At 67.5% G+C, this 19,677-nt stretch carries 18 protein-coding genes; 9 read left to right on the top strand and 9 right to left on the bottom strand.

The genetic code is table 11. The features are described from left to right. The first annotated feature begins 6 nt into the window (after window positions 1-6). On the top strand, window positions 7-972 hold the full coding sequence (locus D187_RS06080; RefSeq protein ID WP_043428768.1) for a class I SAM-dependent methyltransferase: 966 nt from the start codon (window positions 7-9) through the stop codon (window positions 970-972). Between the two features lie 197 nt (window positions 973-1,169). Here the strand turns inward: D187_RS06080 and D187_RS06075 are convergent, their stop codons facing one another. The 3 genes from D187_RS06075 to D187_RS06065 all read right to left on the bottom strand — a co-directional run bounded on the left by D187_RS06075 (window position 1,170) and on the right by D187_RS06065 (window position 3,041). Then, entirely contained in the window at window positions 1,170-1,634 is a 465-nt protein-coding gene (locus D187_RS06075) for a YbaY family lipoprotein (RefSeq protein ID WP_002621439.1), read from the bottom strand. A 50-nt stretch (window positions 1,635-1,684) separates the two neighbouring features. Continuing rightward, complete coding sequence (locus tag D187_RS58670; protein WP_002621438.1) at window positions 1,685-1,813, bottom strand: hypothetical protein; 129 nt, start codon at window positions 1,811-1,813, stop codon at window positions 1,685-1,687. Window positions 1,814-2,120: 307 nt separating this feature from the next. Next, window positions 2,121-3,041, bottom strand: coding sequence for a sigma-70 family RNA polymerase sigma factor (locus tag D187_RS06065; protein ID WP_081713580.1), 921 nt, complete (start codon window positions 3,039-3,041; stop codon window positions 2,121-2,123). 162 nt (window positions 3,042-3,203) lie between these two features. On the opposite strand from D187_RS06065, the gene D187_RS06060 reads away from it, so the two are divergent. The 3 genes from D187_RS06060 (at window position 3,204) to D187_RS06050 (ending at window position 10,418) form a co-directional block, all read left to right on the top strand. Continuing rightward, on the top strand, window positions 3,204-3,659 hold the full coding sequence (locus D187_RS06060; RefSeq protein ID WP_002621435.1) for a carboxymuconolactone decarboxylase family protein: 456 nt from the start codon (window positions 3,204-3,206) through the stop codon (window positions 3,657-3,659). A gap of 1,162 nt (window positions 3,660-4,821) precedes the next feature. After that, entirely contained in the window at window positions 4,822-10,101 is a 5,280-nt protein-coding gene (locus tag D187_RS06055) for a trifunctional serine/threonine-protein kinase/ATP-binding protein/sensor histidine kinase (protein ID WP_002621433.1), read from the top strand. 47 nt (window positions 10,102-10,148) lie between these two features. Then, window positions 10,149-10,418, top strand: a complete 270-nt coding sequence (locus D187_RS06050) for a nuclear transport factor 2 family protein (protein ID WP_002621432.1) — start codon at window positions 10,149-10,151, stop codon at window positions 10,416-10,418. A gap of 59 nt (window positions 10,419-10,477) precedes the next feature. Here the strand turns inward: D187_RS06050 and D187_RS06045 are convergent, their stop codons facing one another. The 4 genes from D187_RS06045 to D187_RS06030 all read right to left on the bottom strand — a co-directional run bounded on the left by D187_RS06045 (window position 10,478) and on the right by D187_RS06030 (window position 14,299). Further along, window positions 10,478-10,834 carry an ankyrin repeat domain-containing protein gene (locus tag D187_RS06045; RefSeq protein ID WP_155893192.1) on the bottom strand — a complete coding sequence of 119 codons (357 nt, stop codon included), beginning with the start codon at window positions 10,832-10,834 and terminating at the stop codon, window positions 10,478-10,480. A 154-nt stretch (window positions 10,835-10,988) separates the two neighbouring features. Further along, window positions 10,989-11,432 (bottom strand): hypothetical protein, encoded by a 444-nt coding sequence (locus D187_RS06040; RefSeq protein WP_002621430.1) that lies wholly within the window; start codon window positions 11,430-11,432, stop codon window positions 10,989-10,991. A gap of 206 nt (window positions 11,433-11,638) precedes the next feature. Further along, complete coding sequence (locus D187_RS06035) at window positions 11,639-12,838, bottom strand: cytochrome P450 (protein WP_002621429.1); 1,200 nt, start codon at window positions 12,836-12,838, stop codon at window positions 11,639-11,641. Between the two features lie 894 nt (window positions 12,839-13,732). Then, window positions 13,733-14,299: a hypothetical protein gene (locus D187_RS06030; protein WP_043428523.1), complete on the bottom strand. Its 567-nt coding sequence runs from the start codon at window positions 14,297-14,299 to the stop codon at window positions 13,733-13,735. A gap of 286 nt (window positions 14,300-14,585) precedes the next feature. Here D187_RS06030 and D187_RS51975 point away from each other — a divergent pair, with 286 nt between their 5' ends. Then, complete coding sequence (locus D187_RS51975) at window positions 14,586-14,765, top strand: hypothetical protein (RefSeq protein ID WP_002621427.1); 180 nt, start codon at window positions 14,586-14,588, stop codon at window positions 14,763-14,765. Between the two features lie 9 nt (window positions 14,766-14,774). On the opposite strand, the gene D187_RS06025 is transcribed toward D187_RS51975, so the two are convergent. Both D187_RS06025 and D187_RS54755 read right to left on the bottom strand, forming a co-directional pair. Then, complete coding sequence (locus tag D187_RS06025) at window positions 14,775-15,257, bottom strand: ATP-binding protein (protein ID WP_002621426.1); 483 nt, start codon at window positions 15,255-15,257, stop codon at window positions 14,775-14,777. Next, window positions 15,254-15,529, bottom strand: a complete 276-nt coding sequence (locus D187_RS54755) for a hypothetical protein (RefSeq protein WP_002621425.1) — start codon at window positions 15,527-15,529, stop codon at window positions 15,254-15,256. Before D187_RS54755 ends, D187_RS06025 begins: the two co-directional genes overlap by 4 nt. Before the next feature lie 551 nt (window positions 15,530-16,080). Between D187_RS54755 and D187_RS54750 the strand changes: the two genes are divergently transcribed. The 4 genes from D187_RS54750 to D187_RS06000 are packed head-to-tail and all read left to right on the top strand — an operon-like array spanning window position 16,081 to window position 19,589. Beyond that, the gene (locus D187_RS54750) at window positions 16,081-17,409 is read left to right on the top strand and encodes a hypothetical protein (RefSeq protein WP_002621424.1); all 1,329 of its coding nucleotides are present in this window, start codon (window positions 16,081-16,083) and stop codon (window positions 17,407-17,409) included. A 14-nt stretch (window positions 17,410-17,423) separates the two neighbouring features. After that, complete coding sequence (locus tag D187_RS06010; RefSeq protein WP_002621423.1) at window positions 17,424-18,017, top strand: DUF2589 domain-containing protein; 594 nt, start codon at window positions 17,424-17,426, stop codon at window positions 18,015-18,017. 12 nt (window positions 18,018-18,029) lie between these two features. Next, window positions 18,030-18,971 carry a hypothetical protein gene (locus D187_RS06005; RefSeq protein WP_002621422.1) on the top strand — a complete coding sequence of 314 codons (942 nt, stop codon included), beginning with the start codon at window positions 18,030-18,032 and terminating at the stop codon, window positions 18,969-18,971. Between the two features lie 33 nt (window positions 18,972-19,004). Further along, a complete protein-coding gene (locus tag D187_RS06000) occupies window positions 19,005-19,589 on the top strand; it encodes a DUF2589 domain-containing protein (protein WP_002621421.1) in 585 nt (194 codons plus the stop codon). Window positions 19,590-19,677 lie beyond the last annotated feature (88 nt).

Below are 19,677 nucleotides of genomic sequence, written 5' to 3'. Positions count from 1 at the left end.
ATGACCATGGGTGATGAACTCGTCGATATCTGGGGCCAGTACCGAGCCGGGGGACTCGAGGCCGCCGCTCGCGCGAGAGCTTTCTCACCCGAGGCGCTCCTCTACCTGGCGATGCTGGCCTTCGCGGATGAGCGCTATGCGCAGGCGGCCACCTTCGCGCAAGACGCATCGCGGGCCTCGCCGGAGGATCTGCTGCCTCGCGCGGCCGCGGCCCACCTCGCGCGGGTGGCTCGGGAGGGCAAGAGCAACGTCTATGTGTCGGCGGAGGGCTTCGGTGCCTTCATTCGCGGGGGCGGCAACGTGCCGCTGTACCGGGAGACGAGCGCCGCCCTGGTGCGCTTCCATCCCAGCGAACCATTCGACCTGCTCGACATCGGCGTCGGCGACGGACTGGCGCTGCTGCCCGCGCTGACGCCCGCGGTGCGGCGGGTGACCCTGGTGGAGCCCGCGGCTGCGCTGCTCGAGAACACGACCCGGGCGCTCTCCGCGCGAGGGGTGGCCTTCGAGACCTTCTCCGGGGTGTTACAGGCGTTCACCGCCGAGCCCGGCATGCAGTCGCGGCGATGGGCCGTGGCGCAGGCCACCTTCAGCCTGCACAACCTGCCTCCGCCTGCTCGGCCCGCGATGCTGCGCTGGCTGCGCTCACACTGCGAAGTGCTGTTGCTGGCCGAGTTCGATGCTCCGCGCATGGACGAGCCACTGAAACCCGAGCTGGTGAGGCATGTCCTCACCCGCTACCGGGCGGGGCTCGCCGAGTACGTGGGCGCCAGCTACGAGGCCGTCTCCCAGGGCTTCCTGATGCCGGTGATGTTCGGCTACGTGGATCGCGGCGCCACCCGCACCACCTTCGAGAACCCGATGGCCGATTGGGAGCAGTTGATGCGCGAGGCGGGCTTCGGACGAGTCGATCGCCAACAGCTCTACCCTTACTGGTGGGCACCGGCCTGCCTGCTGGTGGCGCGCTCGCGGTAGCGGGCTTGTTGCGTGCCCTCGACCGTGGTCAAGGCCCTGCACCGCAAGCCCGGCCAGCCGACGATGGCCGTCACCGGGCCGCTCCATGGCTGCGAGGACGCCGTGAGTGGTCCAGGACCGGCTGCACCTCGACTCCTGATGCAAGCCAACGCCAATCAGCCCGGTGCACAGTCTGGGAGGCCCCAGCCTACCGCGCGTCAACCGCCGATGCGCACGAGGACCTGCACGTCCTGGCTCGGGTGGCCCTGGGTGAGGACGGGAATGGGCGTGGGCGTGCCGTAGGCCCGCCCGGCGTCCGTGATGCGCGCCCGCAGGGTGTACGTCGCGTCGGGGCGGATGCGGTCCGAGGGCACCGCCACCGAGAAGGCGATGGGCACCTGGCCGGGGCTCTGGATCGTCTGCGTTCCGACCACCGTCTCCGTGCCTCCCGGGGACGCGGACTCCACCACGTCCACCTGGAGGACGGCGTCCGGCGTGAGGGCAATGCGCTCGCGATAGAACACGCTCCCCGTCACGCGGGTCTCCGCCTGGATTTCGGCCTGGGCCCCGGTGGGAGGCGGAGCGGGCGGCGGTGCGGGCGTGGCCGGCGGCGTCGAGGCGGCACATGCGGCCAGGGTGAGCGCGGCGATGCATCCTGCGAGCACGGCGATTCGGCGATTCATGAAGAGGCCTCCTGCGTGGAAGGGCGCGATCGTATGGCCTGTCTCGCTGCCTACCGCGAGGACTTCTTCGCGGACTGCCGGGCGCGGACGGTTTCGTGGGCGGCCTGGAGCTGCTCGGCGACGGATGGGCCCTCGCGCTTCGCCGGCTTCCCGAGATGCACCTCGCGCAGCTCGGCCATGAACTGCTCCCAGCGTGACGAACCCGGCCACGGGCGGACTCGACTCCTGATGCAAGCCAACGCCAAGCTGCGGTCCGCGAATCTCCGAGGCGCTCCTCCCGCCCTCTGGGAGTGCCAGGCGGCGGGTTCGCTTCCCGCCGCTTCGAGGCCGATCTGCCCGCGCTGGCCCCGTCCCCGCGGGGGAGAGGAAGGAGGTGGGGGCGCTGGTGGCGCAGGCCCTGGAGACGAAGGACAGGGGCCTCCTGGCCTGTGACCTCCCGACATTGCCCTGCCGCCGGTGAGTTCGATCGTCAGTCTCGCGCAGATTTCAGGCCAATGGATGCTCTTGGATCGGCTTCCCCAGATGCCTTAGCTTATCGGGGTTCCGGACGATGTAGATCGCCGCGATCCTTCCGTCACGAATATCGAGCGCGGTTGTCTGCACGACACCGCGGTCGATACTGATGTAGCCCGGCAAGCCATCAATGACGGAGGTATGCAGCAATGTGGGCGACGTCGCGTTCTTGCGCCGAAGCCCGGCGAACAGGCGCAGCGCACGATCGAGACCGCGGATGATGTTGCGGAAGGCCAAGACCTTACCTCCGCCATCGGTGTGGATCTCGACCTCATTCGCCAACAGCGAGGCGAGCGCTGCGATGTCACCGTCGCGCGCGGCAACGAAGAAGGCTTGCGTCATGCGGTTCGCCTCTGCCGCTTCGACGCTAAAGCGCGGCCGGGCGGCCTGCACATGCTTGCGCGCGCGCGAAGCCAACTGGCGAACCGCCGCAGGCTCCCGGCTGAGCGTCACGGCGACGTCATTCAGTGCAACGTCGAACACGTCGTGGAGCAGGAACGCCGCCCGTTCCAGCGGCGACAAGCGCTCCATCGCGAGCATCAGCGTGACCGTGATGTCGTCGGCGATGGCCTCATCGGGGTCAGTCGAGCCCATCAGCGGGTCCGGTAGCCACGGCCCGACATAAGTTTCCCGGCGCGCGCGTGCCGATTTCAGCTGATCGAGGCACAGGCGCGTGACGATGCGCGTCAGATAGGCCGCCGGGGCATTGACGCCGCCTTCGACTTGCTCCCATTTGAGCCAGGCATCCTGCACGACATCCTCGGCTTCGCTGAACGACCCGAGCATACGGTACGCCAGGCGTACCAGCCGCTTACGTTCTCGTTGAAAGTCCGAAAGGCGCGGGGTCTGCTGCGGCGCTTGGCTCGCCACCTTCTCGCTCTCGCTCCTCGTCACTCACGGCTCCTCTTTGGATTTGCTGATGTGGCGAGTCAGCCCGCCACATTGTGACACGATCGCACGCTGATCGAAAATTTTCCACGGCGTGTCACACAACGGACGGCCCGCTTCGTCAATGCAGCGAGCGTCGCTTGGACGCCGCTGACAAAGGAAGCAGGCATGAACGAGATCAAGAGGCTGGTCTGGCACGAAGTGGCGCCGAAAGGAGCGCAGGCGCTGTTCGGTGTGCATCATTATGTCGCCACCGGCACCAACCTGCCGGAGGAAATGATCCATCTGGTGTTCCTGCGGGTGTCCCAGATTAACGGCTGCGCGCATTGCATCGATCTGCACACGCGCGACCTGCTCAAGACCATGCCAGTGGACAAGGTGGCGCTCGTACCGGTTTGGGCTGAAGTGCCGCACTTGTTCCCACCGCAGTATCGCGCGGCGCTCGCATGGGCGGAAGAAGTGACGCGAGTCAGCGAAACTCATGCCTCCGACGAAGCCTATGCCGCGGCAGCCGCTGCGTTCGAGCCGAAGGATCTCGTCGATCTCACGATCGCGATCGCCGCGATGAACGCCTTCAACCGGCTCGGCGCGCCCTTTCGGATGCCGGTCAAGGCACAGCCTTAAGGCCGTCCTCCGCTCGTGACAAACGCACCAGCGCCAACGATCCACGTGCTCCATAGCGGCACAGCCGCTCCAGCGCCTGCCTGTCGTTCGCGTGAAGGTGCGTGTTGGCCCCGAGAGGCACGAGAGGGTGTCAAAGAATTCGAGCAACGCGGCCCGGCACAACCCGAGGCGGGAAGGAGAAAAGAGGAAAGGGGGCTGAGAAGTCTCCCAGCTTCCACCGCGCGGCCGCCTCTCGGATCGCCGCGACGAAAGCCCGGTACTGCTCACGCAATTCCTTCAATGCATGGCGCGTCAAAGCATGCCCCAACGGCCGAGGGCTCCGCTTGAGGTGCGCGGGCCGGGTATGCGGGTGCTGTGGGTAGAATTCCGGCAAGGAAGGGCACTGGGAGCGAGCTGCACATTCAGAACGGCCAAGGGCGCGGCAAGCCACTCAGTTCTGAACAGCCCAACGGTGGGCAGCACACCCTCGCCATGTCGCGCGTATGTCGCATGAACATGCGGAATGACCTGGAACGGGGCGGGACAGGGTGGGACGCGGCGGGATATCGACTCCCAAGCATTCCGGACGGTTACGAGGTAAGGGCGCGAATCTGCTAGAGTTTTCGCACCGCCCAGCGCGGGTTCGCTTCCCGCCGCTTCCAATATTGCCCGTCTCCGCGCGCTGAGCGCGGCCTCGGGTGATGCGCTCGTAGAGGGCGTCGTCCGTCTTCGCGATCGTCTCCAGGCGCTGCCCCACCCCCGCGTTGTTCACCAGCACCGTGACCGGACCCCACGTCCGCTCCGCCGCGTCGAACAGTTGCTTCGCCTCGTCCGGCTTGGAGCATCGCCTACGAAGGCATCGGGAAGACACGCTCCTGGCGGCGCCCTGCACCCTGACCCTCCAGTTCGAGGGCTTCGAGGACATGCAGCTGCATGCCCCGATCAAGATCGCGCCGGAGGAGTTGGACGCAACGGTGTGAAGCCTCAGCCGGAGAGGCTTGCCTCCCGGTAGGTGATGACTGCTCCAGCAGTGCGTGGCGAAGTCGGTGGTGTAGACGAGCAAGCGGCTCTGTCCGCAATAGGCCAGCCCACCTGACGGTTGCGTTCGCGGCGAAGATGGCGGACGGCCGGCTGCCTCCAGGTCGCTCCCTCCTGTCCCGGGCCCGCGTTGTTCCATCAAGGCATGTTGCATCTTCCTGGCTACACCCTTCGAGGGGCCATCAAGCCTACTAGCACCAACCTGCTCTTCCACGCGGTGCGCGATGCCGATGGCCTCCCCCTCATCCTCAAGACGCCCGTAGCCACCTTCCTGGGCCCACGAGAGTTCGAGCGCTACCGTCGTGAGTTCAGCATCCTCCAGCGGATCCGGGACGTGCGCGGGGTCACCCGCGTCCATGCCTGCGAGCGGTTCCAGGAGCGCCCGGTACTTCTGTTGGAGGCGGTGGAGGGCACTCCCCTGTCGGAGCTCACCGGCCGCCCCTTCGAGGTGGCCCGCGCCCTGGACCTGGCCCTCTCCCTGACCGCCACCCTGGCCGAGATCCACCGCCGCGGTGTCATCCACAAGGATCTCAAGCCCTCCAACATCATCGTCACCCCCTCGGGCGACACCTGGCTCATCGACTTCGGCACCGCCACCCTTCAGCTCGTCGAGCACGTGGATGCGGCCCCCGTCTCGCTCATCGAGGGCACCCTGGCCTACATGTCCCCCGAGCAGACGGGGCGCATGAACCGCCCGGTGGACTACCGCACCGACCTCTACTCGCTGGGTGTCACCCTCTACGAGCTGCTGACCGGCAGCCGCCCCTTTCACGGGCACGACGCCCTCGAGTGGTTCCATGCGCACATGGCGCAAGCGCCCCAGCCACCGCTGGAGCGGGTGCCGGAGCTGCCTCCCGTTCTCTCCGCCATCGTCCTCAAGCTGCTGGCCAAGGTCGCCGAGGAGCGCTACCAGAGCGCCGACGGACTCGTCGCGGATCTCGAGCGGTGCCGGGACAACCTGCGCCGGGGCGCGCACGAGGACTTTCCCCTCGGAGTGCACGACTACCCCATCCACTTCCAGCTCCCCCAACGCCTCTATGGGCGGGGTGCCGAGGCCGCGGCCCTGCGCCAGGGCCTCGAGCGCGTGGCGCGCAACGGACGGCCCGAGCTCCTCCTGGTCCACGGGTACTCCGGCAGCGGCAAATCCGCCCTGGTCAACGAGCTGCACAAGCCCGTGGTGCGCCAGCGCGGCTTCTTCCTCGGCGGCAAGTTCGAGCAGTTCCAGCAGGACATCCCCTACGCCACCCTGGCCCAGGCCATCCGCGGCCTGACGCAACAGCTGCTGGCGAGCACCGACGAGGAGCTGGCCCGCTGGAGCAAGCACCTGAACGAGGCCTGGGAGGGACAGGGCCAGGTGCTCGTGGACGTGATGCCCCGGCTCGGACTCGTCGTCGGCGAGCAGCCCCCGGTCCAGGAGCTGCCTCCCTCCGAGGCCCAGCACCGCTTCCACCGCGTCTTCCGCACGTTCCTCGGTGTCTTCGCCACGCCCGAGCACCCCCTCGTCCTCTTCATGGATGACCTCCAGTGGGCGGACCTGGCCAGCCTCCAGTTCCTCCATCACCTGCTCTGCCACCCGGAGACCCCCCCGGTCCTGCTCATCGGGGCCTACCGCGACAACGAGGTCGGCCCCGCCCACCCGTTGACGACGACCCTGGAGGGGATGCGCAAGGCCGGTGCGCGGGTGACCGCCCTCCAGCTCGGGCCGCTGAGCCTCGACGAGGTGCGGCAGCTCGTCGCCGACACGCTCCCCGGAGCAGGGGCGGAGGTCATCGAGCCGCTCTCGGCATTGGCTCGCGAGAAGACCGGAGGCAACCCCTTCTTCCTCTTGCAGTTCCTGCGGACGCTCAACCAGGACGGGCTCCTGGTCCGCGCCCCCGAAGGCCCCTGGTCCTGGAACGCCGAGGCCACCCGGGCCCGGGGCTACTCCGACAACGTCGTCGACTTCATGGCCGGCAAGCTGCGCCAGCTGCCCCTGGGCACCCAGCACCTGCTGTGGCTCGCGGCCTGTGTCGGCAACTCGTTCCCGCTCCAGATGCTCGGCTTCCTCTCCCACCTGCCGGAGCCCTCCGCGGTGGAACAGCGTCTGGAGCCCGCGCTCCGGGAAGGCCTGCTGGTGCGTGCCAGTCCGGAGCAGTACCGCTTCCTCCACGACCGCATCCAGCAGGCGGCGCACGCCCTCGTCCCCGAGCAGGAGCGCAAGGCCGTCCACCTGCGCATCGGCCGGTGGCTGTTGGAGAGCCTGCCGCCGGAAGCGGTGCGGGAGAGGCTCTTCGACGTCGTGAGCCATTTCAGCGCCGGAGTGGAGCTGATGGAGAGCGCCGAGGAGCGGCTGCGCGTGGCGCGCCTGAACGCCGAGGCCGGACGCAAGGCCAAGGACTCCACCGCGTTCCGCTCCGCCGTCGCCTATCTCACCACGGCCTTCCAGCTGCTCCCGGCAGACCCCTGGGAGACCGAGCCCGGCCTGGCCTTCAAAGTCCAGCTCGACCGGGCCACCTGCGAGTTCATGAGCGGGAACGCCGCCGAGGCACGTCGGCTGGTGGAGGAGCTCCGGCCCCGGGCCCGCTCCCGCGCGGACACGGCGGCCGTCTACCGCTTGAGGAGCCACCTCCACGTCGCCGCCGGTGAGATCCCCCAGGCCATGGCCTGCCTCGTGGAGTGCCTCGCCCAGATGGACCTGCCCCTCTCCCCGCGCCCGACCTGGGAGGAGGTCGTGGCCGCCAACGAGGAGGTGTGGGCCCTGCTGGGAGAGCGCCCCATCGAGAAGCTCGTCGACCTGCCGCGCATGACGGATCCGGACATGGAGGCGGTGCTCAGCGTGCTCGGCTCCCTGACCGCGCCCGCGTACTTCACCAACCACCACCTGCTCATCGTCATCGTGTGCCGGATGATTTCCCTGTGCATCCGCCACGGCAACAACGCCTCGTCCGCGCACGGGTATGCCTGGTACGGCGTGGTGCTGGGCCCCACCTTCAAGCGGTACCGGGAAGCCCATGCCTTCGGCCAGCTCGCCTGGGCCATCGTCGAGCGCTACGACCTGTCCGCCATCCGCGGCAGGATCCTCTACATCCAGGAGGTCATCAACAACTGGACCCAGCCCCTCCCAGACAACCTGGAGCTGGTGCGCCGGGGCTTCCACCACTCGCTCCAGGCCAGTGAGCACCAGATCGCGAGCTTCTGCTGCAGCCACATCGTCTCGCTCCGGCTCACCCTGGGGCACGACCTGGAGGAGGTCTACCTGGAGTCGGTTGCGCGGCTGGCCTTCCTGCGCAAGACGGGCTTCCCGGACATGCAGTCCGTCCTGCTCCACATGCAGCGCTACGTGCAGCAGCTGCGCGGCCTCTCCCCGTCCTTCGGCTCGCTCAATGGGGAGGACTTCGACGAGAAGTCCTTCGAGGCCGGGCTGACTCCCGCCCGGATGAGCACCATGCGGTGCTGGTATTGGCTCCTCAAGATGCAGGCGCGCTTCCTGAGTGGCGCCTGGACCGAGGCGCGCGAGGCGGGGGCCCGGGCCGCCGAGCTGACCTGGTCCTCGCTCGGGCAGATCCAGCTCCTGGACTTCCACCTCTTCCGCGCCCTGACCCTGGCGGCCTGCTACGGGAAGATGGCACCCGAGGAACGGCCCCAGGCCCTGACGGCCCTCCGCGAGCACCAGCAACAGCTCGCCGAATGGGCCAGCCACCAGCCCGCGACCTTCCGCGCCCCCGAGCGGATGGTGTCCGCGGAGCTGGCCCGCATCACGGACCGGGAAGGCGAGGCCCTGCGCGCCTACGAGGAAGCGCACCAGTCCGCCCAGGAGCACGGCTTCATCCAGAACGTCGCCCTGGCCAGCGAACTCGCCGCCCGTTTCTTGTACGAGCGGAAGGTGCCGAGCCTCGCCGACACCTCCGCCCGCAGGGCCCGGGAGGCCTGGCTGCGCTGGGGCGCCAGGGGCAAGGTGAAGCACCTGGACTCCGAGTGGCCCCACCTGGCCGCCTCCCTGTCACCCGCGGAGAAGGCCACCGATACGGACTCCACGCAGATCGACGCGCTCACCGTGGTCAAGGCCCAGCAGGCCATCTCCAGCGAGATCGTCCTCGAGCGGCTGGCGGCCACGCTGCTGCGCGCCGCCATCGAGAACGCCGGGGCCCAGCGCGGCGCCCTGTTGCTGCCTCGCGGCGACACGCTCTGCGTGGTCGCCATCGCGGGCACTTCGCCAGAGGACGCCGTCCCCCAGCCCGACGAGTCCCGGCTGCCCTGGACGCTCATCTCCTACGTCAGGAGGACCCGCGAGCACGTGCTCATCGGCGATGCCTCCCAGCCCCATCCCTTCTCGTCCGATCCCTGGCTTGAGCACGGCGGCGCCCGCTCCGTGCTCTGCCTGCCCCTGCTGCGCCAGGAGGACTTCCGCGGCGTGCTGTACCTGGAGAACGGACTGGCCACCAACGCCTTCACCCCCTCCCGCCTCACCCTGCTCGAACACCTCGCCTCCCAGGCCGCCATCTCCATCGAGAACGCCCAGCTCTACGCCGAGGTCCAGCGGGCGGAGGCCGCGCTGCGCGGTGCCAATGACGAGCTGGAGCGGCGGGTGGAGGAGCGCACGCGCGAGCTCAAGCAGGCCCAGGCCCGCCTGGTGGACTCCGCGCGCGGGGCCGGCATGGCCGAAGTCGCCGCCAACGTGCTGCACAACGTCGGCAACGTCCTCACCAGTGCCGTCATCAACCTCCAGACCATGGTCGAGGCGGTGACTGCCTCGCGCGTGGGCCGGGTCAAGCAGGCCAGCACCCTCCTCGAGAAGCACGCCGATGGGCTGGCGGACTTCCTCACCCGCGATCCGCGCGGAACCCAGCTGCCGGCCTATCTCTCCACGCTCGGCGACGAGCTGCTCCGTGAGCAGAAGGCGCTCCAGGAGAGCATGGGCGCCATGGGCAAGCACATCGAGCACATCCGCGCCATCGTCCAGATCCAGCAGACCTATGCGCGCAACACGCTCGTCCTCGAGGAGTGCGATCTCCCACGGCTCATCGACGATGCCCTGAGCATCCAGCTGCCCTCCCTCCAACGCAACGGCATCACCCTCACCCGGGAACTCCCGCCCCTGCCCAGGGTGCGGCTCGACAAGCACAAGGTGGTGCAGATCCTCGTCAATCTCATCAGCAACGCCAAGAACGCCATGCTCGCCCTCCCCCCGCGGCGGCGCCACCTGCACGTCCAGCTCGGGGTAGAGGGCAACAGGGCCCGGATCCAGCTCGTGGACAACGGCATGGGCATCGCTCCGGAGCTGCGCGAGCGGCTCTTCTCCCAGGGCTTCACGACCCGGGAGGGGGGACATGGCCTGGGCCTGCACTCCAGCGCGCTCGCGGCGAAGATGCTCGGAGGCACCCTCTCCCTAGAAAGCGAGGGGCTGGGCAAGGGAGCCACGGCCACCCTCGAGCTGCCCCTCACATAACCCGCCACGCTGCTGGCAAACCCCGCCATCCCATCACAGGAGTCCACATGCTCGAGTTCCGTGCCGCCGTCGAGGCGGGTGACTTCGCCGCCCTCGGCGACCTGCTCGCCGACGACGTCGTGTTCCGCAGCCCCGTCGCGTTCCGCCCGTACGAGGGTCGCGCCATCGTGGCCGCGATCCTGCGCGGGGTCGGCCGGGTCTTCACCCACTTCCGCTACGTGCGCGAGCGAGGCCCGCGGAGGCCCCCTCCGCGACGTGCTCTTCATGACCGCGACGCGCTCGCTCTACCGGTTGCCGCTCCATCGCGAAGGGGTTGAGTTCCTCGTGGTTGTCCAGAGCGGCACCTGCCGTGAGCCGGAGGAGTGCGCCCTCCATTCTACGGGTTGCGGCCCTTCGCGCCTCCGAGCAGCTCGAACGCGGCGTCCCATGCTTGGGAATTGGACTCATCACGCGGCGGAAGGCGTTCGCGGGTGGGCCCGCGAAAATCGTCCGGGGCCTCTGGATCGGCGCCCGCGTCGAGAAGCAGCTTCATCATCGGGATATCCAGCTGCCATATCGCAATCCCGAGCGCCGTGAATCCGAGTAGCCCGCCCCAGTCGTTGATTGTCCTGGTGGCCCCCGCGCCCAGGAGGAGCGAGGCCATGTCTAGATTGCCATCCTCGACGGACGACCGCAGCGGCGTGATTCCGTCGCTGCTGCGCACGTTCTGTATCACGAGGACCGTGGCCGTCATCTCGAGTTCACCCTCGAGGACGTGCGGCACTGGGAGCGGCGCTTCCTCGGTTGAACTCTGGGGCACCGAAGCGCTCGCCCCCTTCCTGAGACGAAGTCGAGGCGGCGGGCTCGCTTCCCGCCGCTTCCAACCAGACAGGCGTGACGTCCGCGGCTCAGTTGCCCAGGGTATGGCTTCCGAGGCTCGACGTCACACCCGAGCCTCCCGCGGGCAGGTAGGTCCTCACGCCCGTCGCGGAGATGCTGCCGGTCTGCGTGAGGATGCCCGACCAGGCGTCCACCAGGGCATAGGGCCAGTTACCTGCATCCGGCCGCATCACCGCCGAGAAGGTGAGGGCGAGCGGCACCAGGCTTCCGTTGGGGTTGCCGACGAAATGGAAGGTCCCCGAGACGGGGATGCTCAGCGCGCCGACCGGGGTGTAGTGGGTGACGTAGGTCCCGGAGAAGCTGCCGTTCGAATCGTTGGAGCTGGTGATCGTCAGGACGAAGTCACCGTTCTCCGAGGTGTACGTCCCATTGATGTCGAAGGCGTGGGCGGAGGTGCTGAGCATCATCACGGGGAGGACAAAGAGGAAGCCGAGGAGCGTGCTCTTCTTCATGGGTGAAACCTTTCCGGGTTCGAGCGCCTTGATGGGGCTCGGGCACTCCCATGAGCACGCGTCGTGCCAGCACGGCTCCGCACCGCGTTGCCCGGCGAAGACACGTCCGGAGGCCCGGGCGCGCCGGCAACTTCTTGCCCGCGCCGGCAACTTCTTGCCCGACTCGTTCACGTCAAATACCAGCCGTCGCGCTCGAGGCGCTCAGCTCAGGCGGGGAGCACCTCGAGCGGCAGATTCCGCATCCCCCGGACCGTCATCGCGAAGTTCCACTCGACGGGCTCCGGGCGGAGGGACACGGTGCCGCACCGCGCGAGCAGGGCCTCCAGGGCCACGCGCGCCTCGACCCGGGCCAGGGCCGCGCCCAGGCAGAAGTGCATGCCATGCCCGAAGGCCAGGTTCTGCGGCCCCTTGCGCTCCAGGCTGAATCGGTCCGCGTCCGCGCAGTAGTGCTCGTCTCGCAGGGCCGAGCCCTGCAGCACCAGCAGCGGGCTGCCGCGTGGCAGCGAGACGCCCGCCAGCGTCACGTCCTGGGTGCAGAGGCGGATGGTGCCATGCACCGGGGGCTCGAAGCGGAGCACCTCCTCGATGAACCGCGGAATGAGGGAGCGGTCCCCACGCAGTTGCCTCAGCACGGCCGGATGCTCGGCGAGGATGCGCGCGGAGTGCCCCAGCAGGTGCACGGTGGTCTCCAACCCCGCGATCAGCAGCAGGAAGAGAAAACCCAGCAGCTCCTTGGCCGTGAGCGCCTCGCCGTCCACTCGGGACCGCAGCAAGTCGCTCACCATGTCATCGCCCGGCGTCTGACGGCGGTGCTCCAGCACCTGGCCCAGGTACTGCTCCATCTCCGCCACCGTGCGCCGGCACTGCTCCAGCATCGCGGTGTCTCCCGGCTGGGTGGCGCTGATGGCCATGATGTCGTCCGCCCACTGCTTGAAGCGCGAGTGGAGCGCCGGATCCAGGCCCAGCAGCGCCCCGATGACACTGGCGGGCAGCGGCAGGGCGAAGTCCGCGACGAAGTCCACATCGCGGCGGTCGAGGACGCGGGTGGTGAGTTGCTCGGCGGTGGCTCGGATGCTCGGCTCGAGCCGGCTCAATGCGGAGGGACCGAACGCGCGATTGACCAGGCCTCGCATCCGGCCATGCACCTTCGGATCATCCATGAAGATCAGCGAGTCGGAGATGGGATTGGAGCGCCCGAACCAGGGAGGATCCGCCGCCAGCCGCAGCCCCTCGGACGAGTAGAGCTTCGGGTTCTTGAAGATGTGCAGGACATCCTCATACCGGCTCACGGCCCACAGCCCGCCCGGGTCCACCTGGGCCACTGGAGTGGTGCGGCGAAACTCCGCGTAGGCAGGGTATGGATTGGCCCGGATCTCGGGCGACATGAGGTTCAAGCGCTGGTGCATGGAACTTCCCCCCACTCAAAGATGCCTCCCCATGCTACCCGTGCGCGCTCCTGAAGGGGACCCTGCCCTTCGAGCACCTGGACCTCACCCTCAACAGCGCCCCCATCCCGCCTATATGCACCTGCTGGCGGATCCCGACGACGCCCTCCTCCCCGGTCGGCTCACCTGAGAAATGCTCCAGGTGGTTCCGCTGTAGACCCATTCGGGAGATGCTGCCCTCATGCGAACGGTCTCGGTGACACAGCGGGCGATGGCGGTGAGCCTTGCCTTCGTACTTGTTTCCTGTAGTGCGGCGCGCCGCCCAGCGGTCGGACCAACCGGTCCCCAGGACCTGGCCAGGTACGTGATTGTTCTCGAGCGACGAGCAGATGGGCAGGTAGAGCACGCCTGACGCCACTCCTGGTCATGGCGGAACGCTCCCCGGGAATGCTCTCCGGAATCGAGTTCGCGGAGGTGGGCAGGTGACAATCTTCGAGGAGCTTACAGGCGCGACGCTGTTCATCGGGACCCGGCGGCGAGCAGCGGAGGCGAAGGGTCGACAGGACGAAGAGAAGCTCTGGCGCTATGTACGCTCACTCAACGACTTCGTTCTCATTACCGGCCAGATCTACCGAACTGCGTCCAGCCCTACTTTTGCGGTCGCCTCCCTCCTGTCCATGTCTCAACCCATTCAACCGCATCCCAGGCCCGCCTCAACAACGTCGAGCATCCGACGTACTCGCCATTTCGAGTTGCTCATGCCTGTCCGGACGCATCAATCCGGTGAACGGTTACGAGTCTGCGTCCCGGGTGCGCTCCTGCCCACCCGGGACGCCCCGGCCCTCGGAGCCTCTCTTCTGTCAGGACTCGCCTCGGATGGCTTGGCGTGAGCCGTCCAGTTGAGTGGGGTGCTCCCTAGCGCAGTAAGGCAATGAAATTGCCAGCGATGACGAAATTGGGATTCCCAACACCGGTGACACGCAAAGCGTAATCATTATCGCCCTGCACCACCTGAACATTGATCTGCTGCGCGAACTCGACTCGGATGCTGTTCACATCCGTCGAGGGATTGACATGAACGAAACCATTCTGCGTCCGGTAGACCACCGTGGCATGCCCGACACCGATCAGCATACCGATATAGCTGTTCTGCCCGTTCAGGAAGCCTTGCGCTTCTTGCTGGAAAGCCTGTTGGTTCAAACCAGCCCCCATCATGGTGGGAGTGATGATCCGTGCCCCGGCACCGCGCAGATCAGTCTGGGCCAGATTGCGGTGCACATCATTCTCGGTCGGCGCCTGCTGGTTGAGGTTCGGTCGATTCGCCGCCTCTTGAAGCTGATTCCACCGGTTTTCGATGTCGTCTGACTGGTTGTAACGGCCCAGATTGGTCAGGATCATCTGCAAACTGCATGGATAGCAGGATTGCTGATAGACCATGGTCTTATAGCGGAAACCGCTTTGCTGATGGGTCATCCACGGCATGTCTTTTTTCCTTCGAACGGATGGGACAAGACCGCCTCACGAGCGGTCGATGATAGGACGTCCTGCGCCGCCCGATGTGAAGGCCCGAAGGATTGATCAGGTCCCCACGGGCGAGCCGCGCCTTCCTCAGGCTTGGGCTCGACTCCGGGCGTCAACCATCCCTGATCAGGGAGGTTGAACCCGACCGTGCGGCAACCCAGTCCTTCCTGCCCTCCGCGTTCAGGCCCTGCTTCCAGTCCCTCGCCCTGACACGCTAGAGGAGGAGAACCCGGCTCTGGCTGCGACGGTGGAGTCGACGAAGGAGCGCACGCCGCGATTGGATTGGGCGGGGCTGCTGCTTCGTACTTTCGCGCTGGATGTCTTCGCCTGCTCTCGGTGTGGAGGCCGCAGGCGGGTGCTGGCATACCTGTCGGCCCCCGGTGGGGTGCACGCCATTCTGGAGCACCTGGCCTTGCCCTCGCCCTGAGCTATCCCCTCATTCTAGCAGGGGAGCAAGGGAGCGAAGTGTAGGCTGAGTGGTGCGAGAAGTAGGACCTGCGTGATTACTTCTGAGGTCATGCGCAAGCCTCGCCTCAATGAGAAACACGGGGTGGGTGCGCTCCAGGCCCAGCTGCTCCACGTGGGTGGCCACGGCGTAGAAGACGGCCGCCGCGGTGGCCGAGGGCTTGAGTCCCAATGCCAGGCACAGCTGGCGGTAGAAGTCGCGCCGGCCCAGGGTGGCGTTGTGGCAGTAGGTGAGGCGGAAGCCGCCGTGGGGCAGCCGGTGGCGCAGCGCGCGCAGCACGCAGGTTTTGCCCACGCCCGGCTCACCGGTGAGCACCACGCGCTGGCGCAGGGCCTCGCACAGCTCCTCCACCAGGGCGGCCTTGGAGGAAGGCAGCCAGAGGTCAGTATCGGCAATCTCCTTGGAGAAGGAGGCCAGAGAAAGGCCGAAGTGGGAGAGGTAGGAGGGCGTCATGCCTCACCCCCGTCCTCGTCGGTGGCGTGGGCGGGAGGGCGGCCCACGGTCTTGTCCAGCAGGGCGCGCGGCGGGTCAAAGGCCGGGTGGCGGGGGGCCGTCTCATCCAGGTGAGGGCGGCGCCAGGGGCGCTCGCGCCGGGAGTTGCGCACCGGGTCCACCGGGTGCAGGGCAATGCGCTGGTTCTCGTCCTCCACCGAGGGGGCCTCTCGCGCGTCCACCAGGCAGCGGCAGAGCGTCACCACGCGGCTCGCCAGGTGGCCGGCGTCCATTTCATAATTCTCCCCCGAGGCTGACGGTGGTATCGCGGCGCACGCGACGGCGAAGGCGCACGGTGAGGGCCTCGCGCAGTTGCTGCTCGTCGAAGCCGTCGGGCGTGGAGATGGCTGGCGTAAGGAATGAAACACGAGAGCCGCGCCTCCTTTTGACAGCGTGTGCCTTCGTGTCCGCTGTGGATGAGCCCGCGTGTTTCAGCGGGCCACACGACGCGCCTCCTCCGGGCATGAGGCAGGTTGCTCCTCGCCGCGCTCAGTGACCCCCTTCACCTCGCAAGAGTGAGGCGGCGCACAGCGCCCGTGCGCCGCGAGCGAGCAGACTGGCGCCTGCCGTCATGGCCGAGCCCATGAGGCCCATTCACAGCAGCCCCTCCGGGAGCGTCATCCTCCAGACCCTCCACCCCGTCGAGCTTGAAACCATGAGCAACCCCCCCCTGACTCCCCCGCGCGCGGAACGAACTCCGCTCCTCCGGCTCGGACTCCCCTTGCAGGGCCATCCCCCGGCCCCCGAGAGCTTGCGGGACTATGTGCTCATGGAATGCCGGGCAATGATTCGCTACGCCTGGGCGAGCGGCATTCCTCTGACAGAGGAGCTGCAGCAGTCCCTCGACGCGCTCGACCTCTCCAGCACCAGCGCGGAGGAGCCGCCGCTGTCACTCCTGTCCGAGTTCCATGGGGGCCTGGCCCGCGTGGTCGCTCCCGCCACGCCCCGCACCATCCACCTGTTGGAGACCGACCCCTACAGCGGAACCGCGCTGGGCATCCTCGGGCCCTTGCCCAACATCCGACGCCTCATGGTGGCGGCGCTCTGCTTCATCACCCTCTTCATCGCATTCGCCCAGTCGAAGGAAATCAACCGCGTCAACCTCCAGAAGCTCTTCTCCGAGCTCGAGGGCACGACGTTGCTGATCGTCCTCGGCTTCTACATGAGCGCGGCCGGCCTCGGTGCCTGCTTCAACAGCCTGTTCACGGCGCACTCCTATGTCAGCAAGCGTATCTATGATCCGCGTTACGACTCGTCCTACTGGATTCGCATGGCCCTGGGCGTCATCGCGGGGCTGATGCTGGCGCAGTTGATTCCCATCGACAACGGCAACCTCTCCGGGAGCGGGAACCCACAGGGAGTGGATCTGGCCAAGCCCCTGCTCGCCCTGCTCGGGGGCTTCTCCGCCTCGCTGGTCTACACCATCCTGCACCGTCTGGTGGACACCGTGGAGTCGTTGTTCCGCAGCGGCAAGGCGGAAGCAGCGGTTGCGGACCGGGAGGTGTCTGGCCGCGGGAAGGCGCCCGTCAGCACGCGCATCCTCGCTCCAATTTCTACCCCGACGCCCGGCCCAGCGCCCGCGCCGGAAGAGCCCCTCGCATCCACCCGGACTCTTGCTCCCACTCCAAAAGCGACTTCCACTCCCGCTCCGTTTCCCACGCCCACCTGGACTCCCCCCTCGGCCCGGCCCCCGGCGCCCACCCGGGCTCCCGTTCCGGACCCCGCGACGAAGGAGCCACCCACTCCCGTCCGGACTCCCGCTCCGGCCCCCGCGGCGGAGGAATCCGCCACTCCCGCCCGCGCTTCCGCTCGGACTCCCGTTCACGCCCCGACGCCCGTGCTCGTGCCAGAGGAGCCCTCCGCTCCGACTCCCGCCCCCGAGCCGGAGGAGCCATCCGCTCCAACTCCCGCTTCCGTGCCAGAAGAGCCGCTCCCTCCACCTCCACCGGAGGAGCAGTCCCATCCGTCCTTCGCCTCTTCATCGCCTCCGCCCACACCCACTCCGGACGAGCCCGCCCAAGCCATGGAGGAGGAGCCGGAAGCCCTTCCCTCGGGTGTGGAGCCACGCAGGCGCTCCTCTCGCCGTAGCCGTCCGCGCCGCTGGCTGGCTTGAAAGAGAGACACCTCATGGATGGACAAGAGATGACCCTGGGCGCGGTGGTCGGCGCCCCGCTCCGGGCGGCCATCGAAGCGCAGGCCAGCGCCGCCAGCGCCTCCGTCGACTTCATCCGGCAGCTCGCCTTCGAGCCCGAGGAGGAGGGACGCACCTTCGCGGAGTCCGGCCGGCTTCGCATGCTCGTCTTCCACTTCGACCGCCCCCGGAAGGAAGGCGGGACGGAGCCAGTCCGCCTGGAGGTTCCCCTCCTCACGATGGTTCCCCTGCCCTACCTGCGGCTCGAGGAACTGGTCGTCGATTTCAAGGTCAGCGTCGCCGCCGCCCGCGACGAGGAGGGCGCTCAGGCCGCGAGCGGGGGCGAGGGAGGAATTGCAGACTATCTTTCCCCCGGCTCCCGCCCCCGGCTCGCCGCGAATCTCTCGAGCAAGCGCGACTCCACTTCCACCCGGTCCTCACGGTACGCCGTGGAGACCACCATGGATTTCCACCTGCGCGCCGTCCAGGACGACGTTCCCTCCGGAATGCAGCGCCTGCTGTCGGTGCTCTCGGAGGCCATCCATGTCCAGCCCGTCGCGACGGCGGCGGATGGCACCCCCCCTCTCTAGACAGGAGCACCCATGATCTCCCTCGCCAACGTACTCGGAGCCATTCTCAAGGACTTCTCACAGGCGCGGATGAACTCCGACGCTTATTCACGCGACATCAGCCGGTATTATGAGAAGGACCCGCTGCTGCGCGGCTTCCCCGTCCCCCGGGCCGACATCGAGTCCGTCGAGCTCGAGCTCAAGTTCGCCTTCAAGAGCGCCATGCTGACCGAGGCCCGCGACATGGACAGCGCGGATCGCCTCCACAGCCTCATCGACGAGTACAAGCTGCGCACCGCCCGGCGCGCGGTGGACCTGGCCGCCGCCGAGATCCACGGTCTGCGGGAGCAGGTCCGGACCGGCGAGACCACGGCGCCGGGCGGCAAATCCCAACAGTCCATCGAAACCCTCCTCTACGAGCTGGAGCAGCGCAAGGGCGAGAAGGACGGGGCGGGGACCGACGCCCGAGCGGAGCCGATGCTCGAGCGCCTCTGGCAAGACGTGGAGGAGCTGCTCGAGGGCGACGGGCTCAAGCAGGCCACCGAGGTGGTGAAGAAGCTCCTCGAGCCCCTCTCCAGGAACCTGGAGTCCAACCTGAAGCAGCAGCTCAACCTCGAGCAGCTCGCCGCCACCCTCTTCCGCCTGTTGGAGGACAAGCTGTTGAACAACGCGCAGGTGGACGCCTTCCTCGGCAAGCTCGGTGTGGAGCGCAAACAACTGAGGGACGAGTACCAGGCGCTGCTCAAGCCCGAGCTGACGGCGATGTTGCGCCGGTTCATCGAGGCCCTGAAGCTGCTCTTGGAGGAGGACGACGACTGTGAGCTCGAGGTGCTCTTCACCGCCGAGCAGCTTGCCTCTGTCCCAGAGTCGGCCATCTCCTCGCTCAAGCTGCGTACCAACATGCGCAACTACAAGTGGAACGAGGAGGAGGACGAAGACACCCAGCAGGTGGTCCGCCAGCTTCTGCCCGAGTGAGCGGCGCCCCTCATCCCCTGAAGGAGCAACACCATGAACCTAGAAATCAACAAGTCTGGAGGTGATGACAAGCCGTTGCAGTTCTATCAACTGATCGGCGCGCCGCTCACCGCACTGGTACAGGCGGAGGCCCAGGCGGCCCAGGTCACCGCCGAGTTCATCGAGCGGGTCGGCTTCGAGCCGCCCGCCGAAGCCCCCTCGCCCCCGGGCGGCGGCGCGCCGATGCAGCAGGAGCCCCGGCGGCTGCGCATGCTCACCTTCCACTATGAGCGGCAGGACAAGGCGGGGCAGCGCAGAAGCTACCAGGTGCGGATTCCTCTGCTCTCGCTCATCCCCATCCCCGCCATTCAAATCAAGACGGCAGAGATCGAGCTGGCGGCCAACATCCGTGGCCTCCAGAAGGCGAAGACCCGTACCCAGGTGAGCGACACGCGCGACGACTTCCTCTCACGCGAGCGGCTGGAGCTGAAGATGGGCATGCGAGGCGGCAAGAGCGCCTCCGCCCTGCAGGTGAAGGTGAAGATGAACGTGGAACAGGCGGACATTCCCAGCGGCTTGTCGCGCCTGCTCCACTCCCTGGACGAGAGCACCCTCTCCGAGCCCATGAATCACGAATGAGCCCCGTCAGACGTCTTCAAGAGTGGACAGTTTGAAGTCTTGCAAACTGCTCCAGACGTAGCTCCAGACCCGCGCAGTATTGAAAAGG

Source organism: Cystobacter fuscus DSM 2262 (genome assembly GCF_000335475.2).
GTDB classification, from domain to species: domain Bacteria; phylum Myxococcota; class Myxococcia; order Myxococcales; family Myxococcaceae; genus Cystobacter; species Cystobacter fuscus.
The sequence above is the reverse complement of the archived record's forward strand: the minus strand, read 5'-3'. Positions and strand labels throughout refer to the sequence as shown.

Excerpts from the sequence above, each read along its gene's own strand:
- D187_RS06080 (WP_043428768.1), top strand. The coding sequence starts at position 7 with ATGGGTGATGAACTCGTCGATATCTGGGGCCAGTACCGAGCCGGGGGA.
- D187_RS06075 (WP_002621439.1), bottom strand. The coding sequence starts at position 1,634 with ATGAATCGCCGAATCGCCGTGCTCGCAGGATGCATCGCCGCGCTCACC.
- D187_RS58670 (WP_002621438.1), bottom strand. The coding sequence starts at position 1,813 with ATGGCCGAGCTGCGCGAGGTGCATCTCGGGAAGCCGGCGAAGCGCGAG.
- D187_RS06060 (WP_002621435.1), top strand. The coding sequence starts at position 3,204 with ATGAACGAGATCAAGAGGCTGGTCTGGCACGAAGTGGCGCCGAAAGGA.
- D187_RS06055 (WP_002621433.1), top strand. The coding sequence starts at position 4,822 with ATGTTGCATCTTCCTGGCTACACCCTTCGAGGGGCCATCAAGCCTACT.
- D187_RS06050 (WP_002621432.1), top strand. The coding sequence starts at position 10,149 with ATGCTCGAGTTCCGTGCCGCCGTCGAGGCGGGTGACTTCGCCGCCCTC.
- D187_RS06045 (WP_155893192.1), bottom strand. The coding sequence starts at position 10,834 with ATGACGGCCACGGTCCTCGTGATACAGAACGTGCGCAGCAGCGACGGA.
- D187_RS06040 (WP_002621430.1), bottom strand. The coding sequence starts at position 11,432 with ATGAAGAAGAGCACGCTCCTCGGCTTCCTCTTTGTCCTCCCCGTGATG.
- D187_RS06035 (WP_002621429.1), bottom strand. The coding sequence starts at position 12,838 with ATGCACCAGCGCTTGAACCTCATGTCGCCCGAGATCCGGGCCAATCCA.
- D187_RS06030 (WP_043428523.1), bottom strand. The coding sequence starts at position 14,299 with ATGCCGTGGATGACCCATCAGCAAAGCGGTTTCCGCTATAAGACCATG.
- D187_RS06025 (WP_002621426.1), bottom strand. The coding sequence starts at position 15,257 with ATGACGCCCTCCTACCTCTCCCACTTCGGCCTTTCTCTGGCCTCCTTC.
- D187_RS54755 (WP_002621425.1), bottom strand. The coding sequence starts at position 15,529 with ATGGACGCCGGCCACCTGGCGAGCCGCGTGGTGACGCTCTGCCGCTGC.
- D187_RS54750 (WP_002621424.1), top strand. The coding sequence starts at position 16,081 with ATGATTCGCTACGCCTGGGCGAGCGGCATTCCTCTGACAGAGGAGCTG.
- D187_RS06010 (WP_002621423.1), top strand. The coding sequence starts at position 17,424 with ATGGATGGACAAGAGATGACCCTGGGCGCGGTGGTCGGCGCCCCGCTC.
- D187_RS06005 (WP_002621422.1), top strand. The coding sequence starts at position 18,030 with ATGATCTCCCTCGCCAACGTACTCGGAGCCATTCTCAAGGACTTCTCA.
- D187_RS06000 (WP_002621421.1), top strand. The coding sequence starts at position 19,005 with ATGAACCTAGAAATCAACAAGTCTGGAGGTGATGACAAGCCGTTGCAG.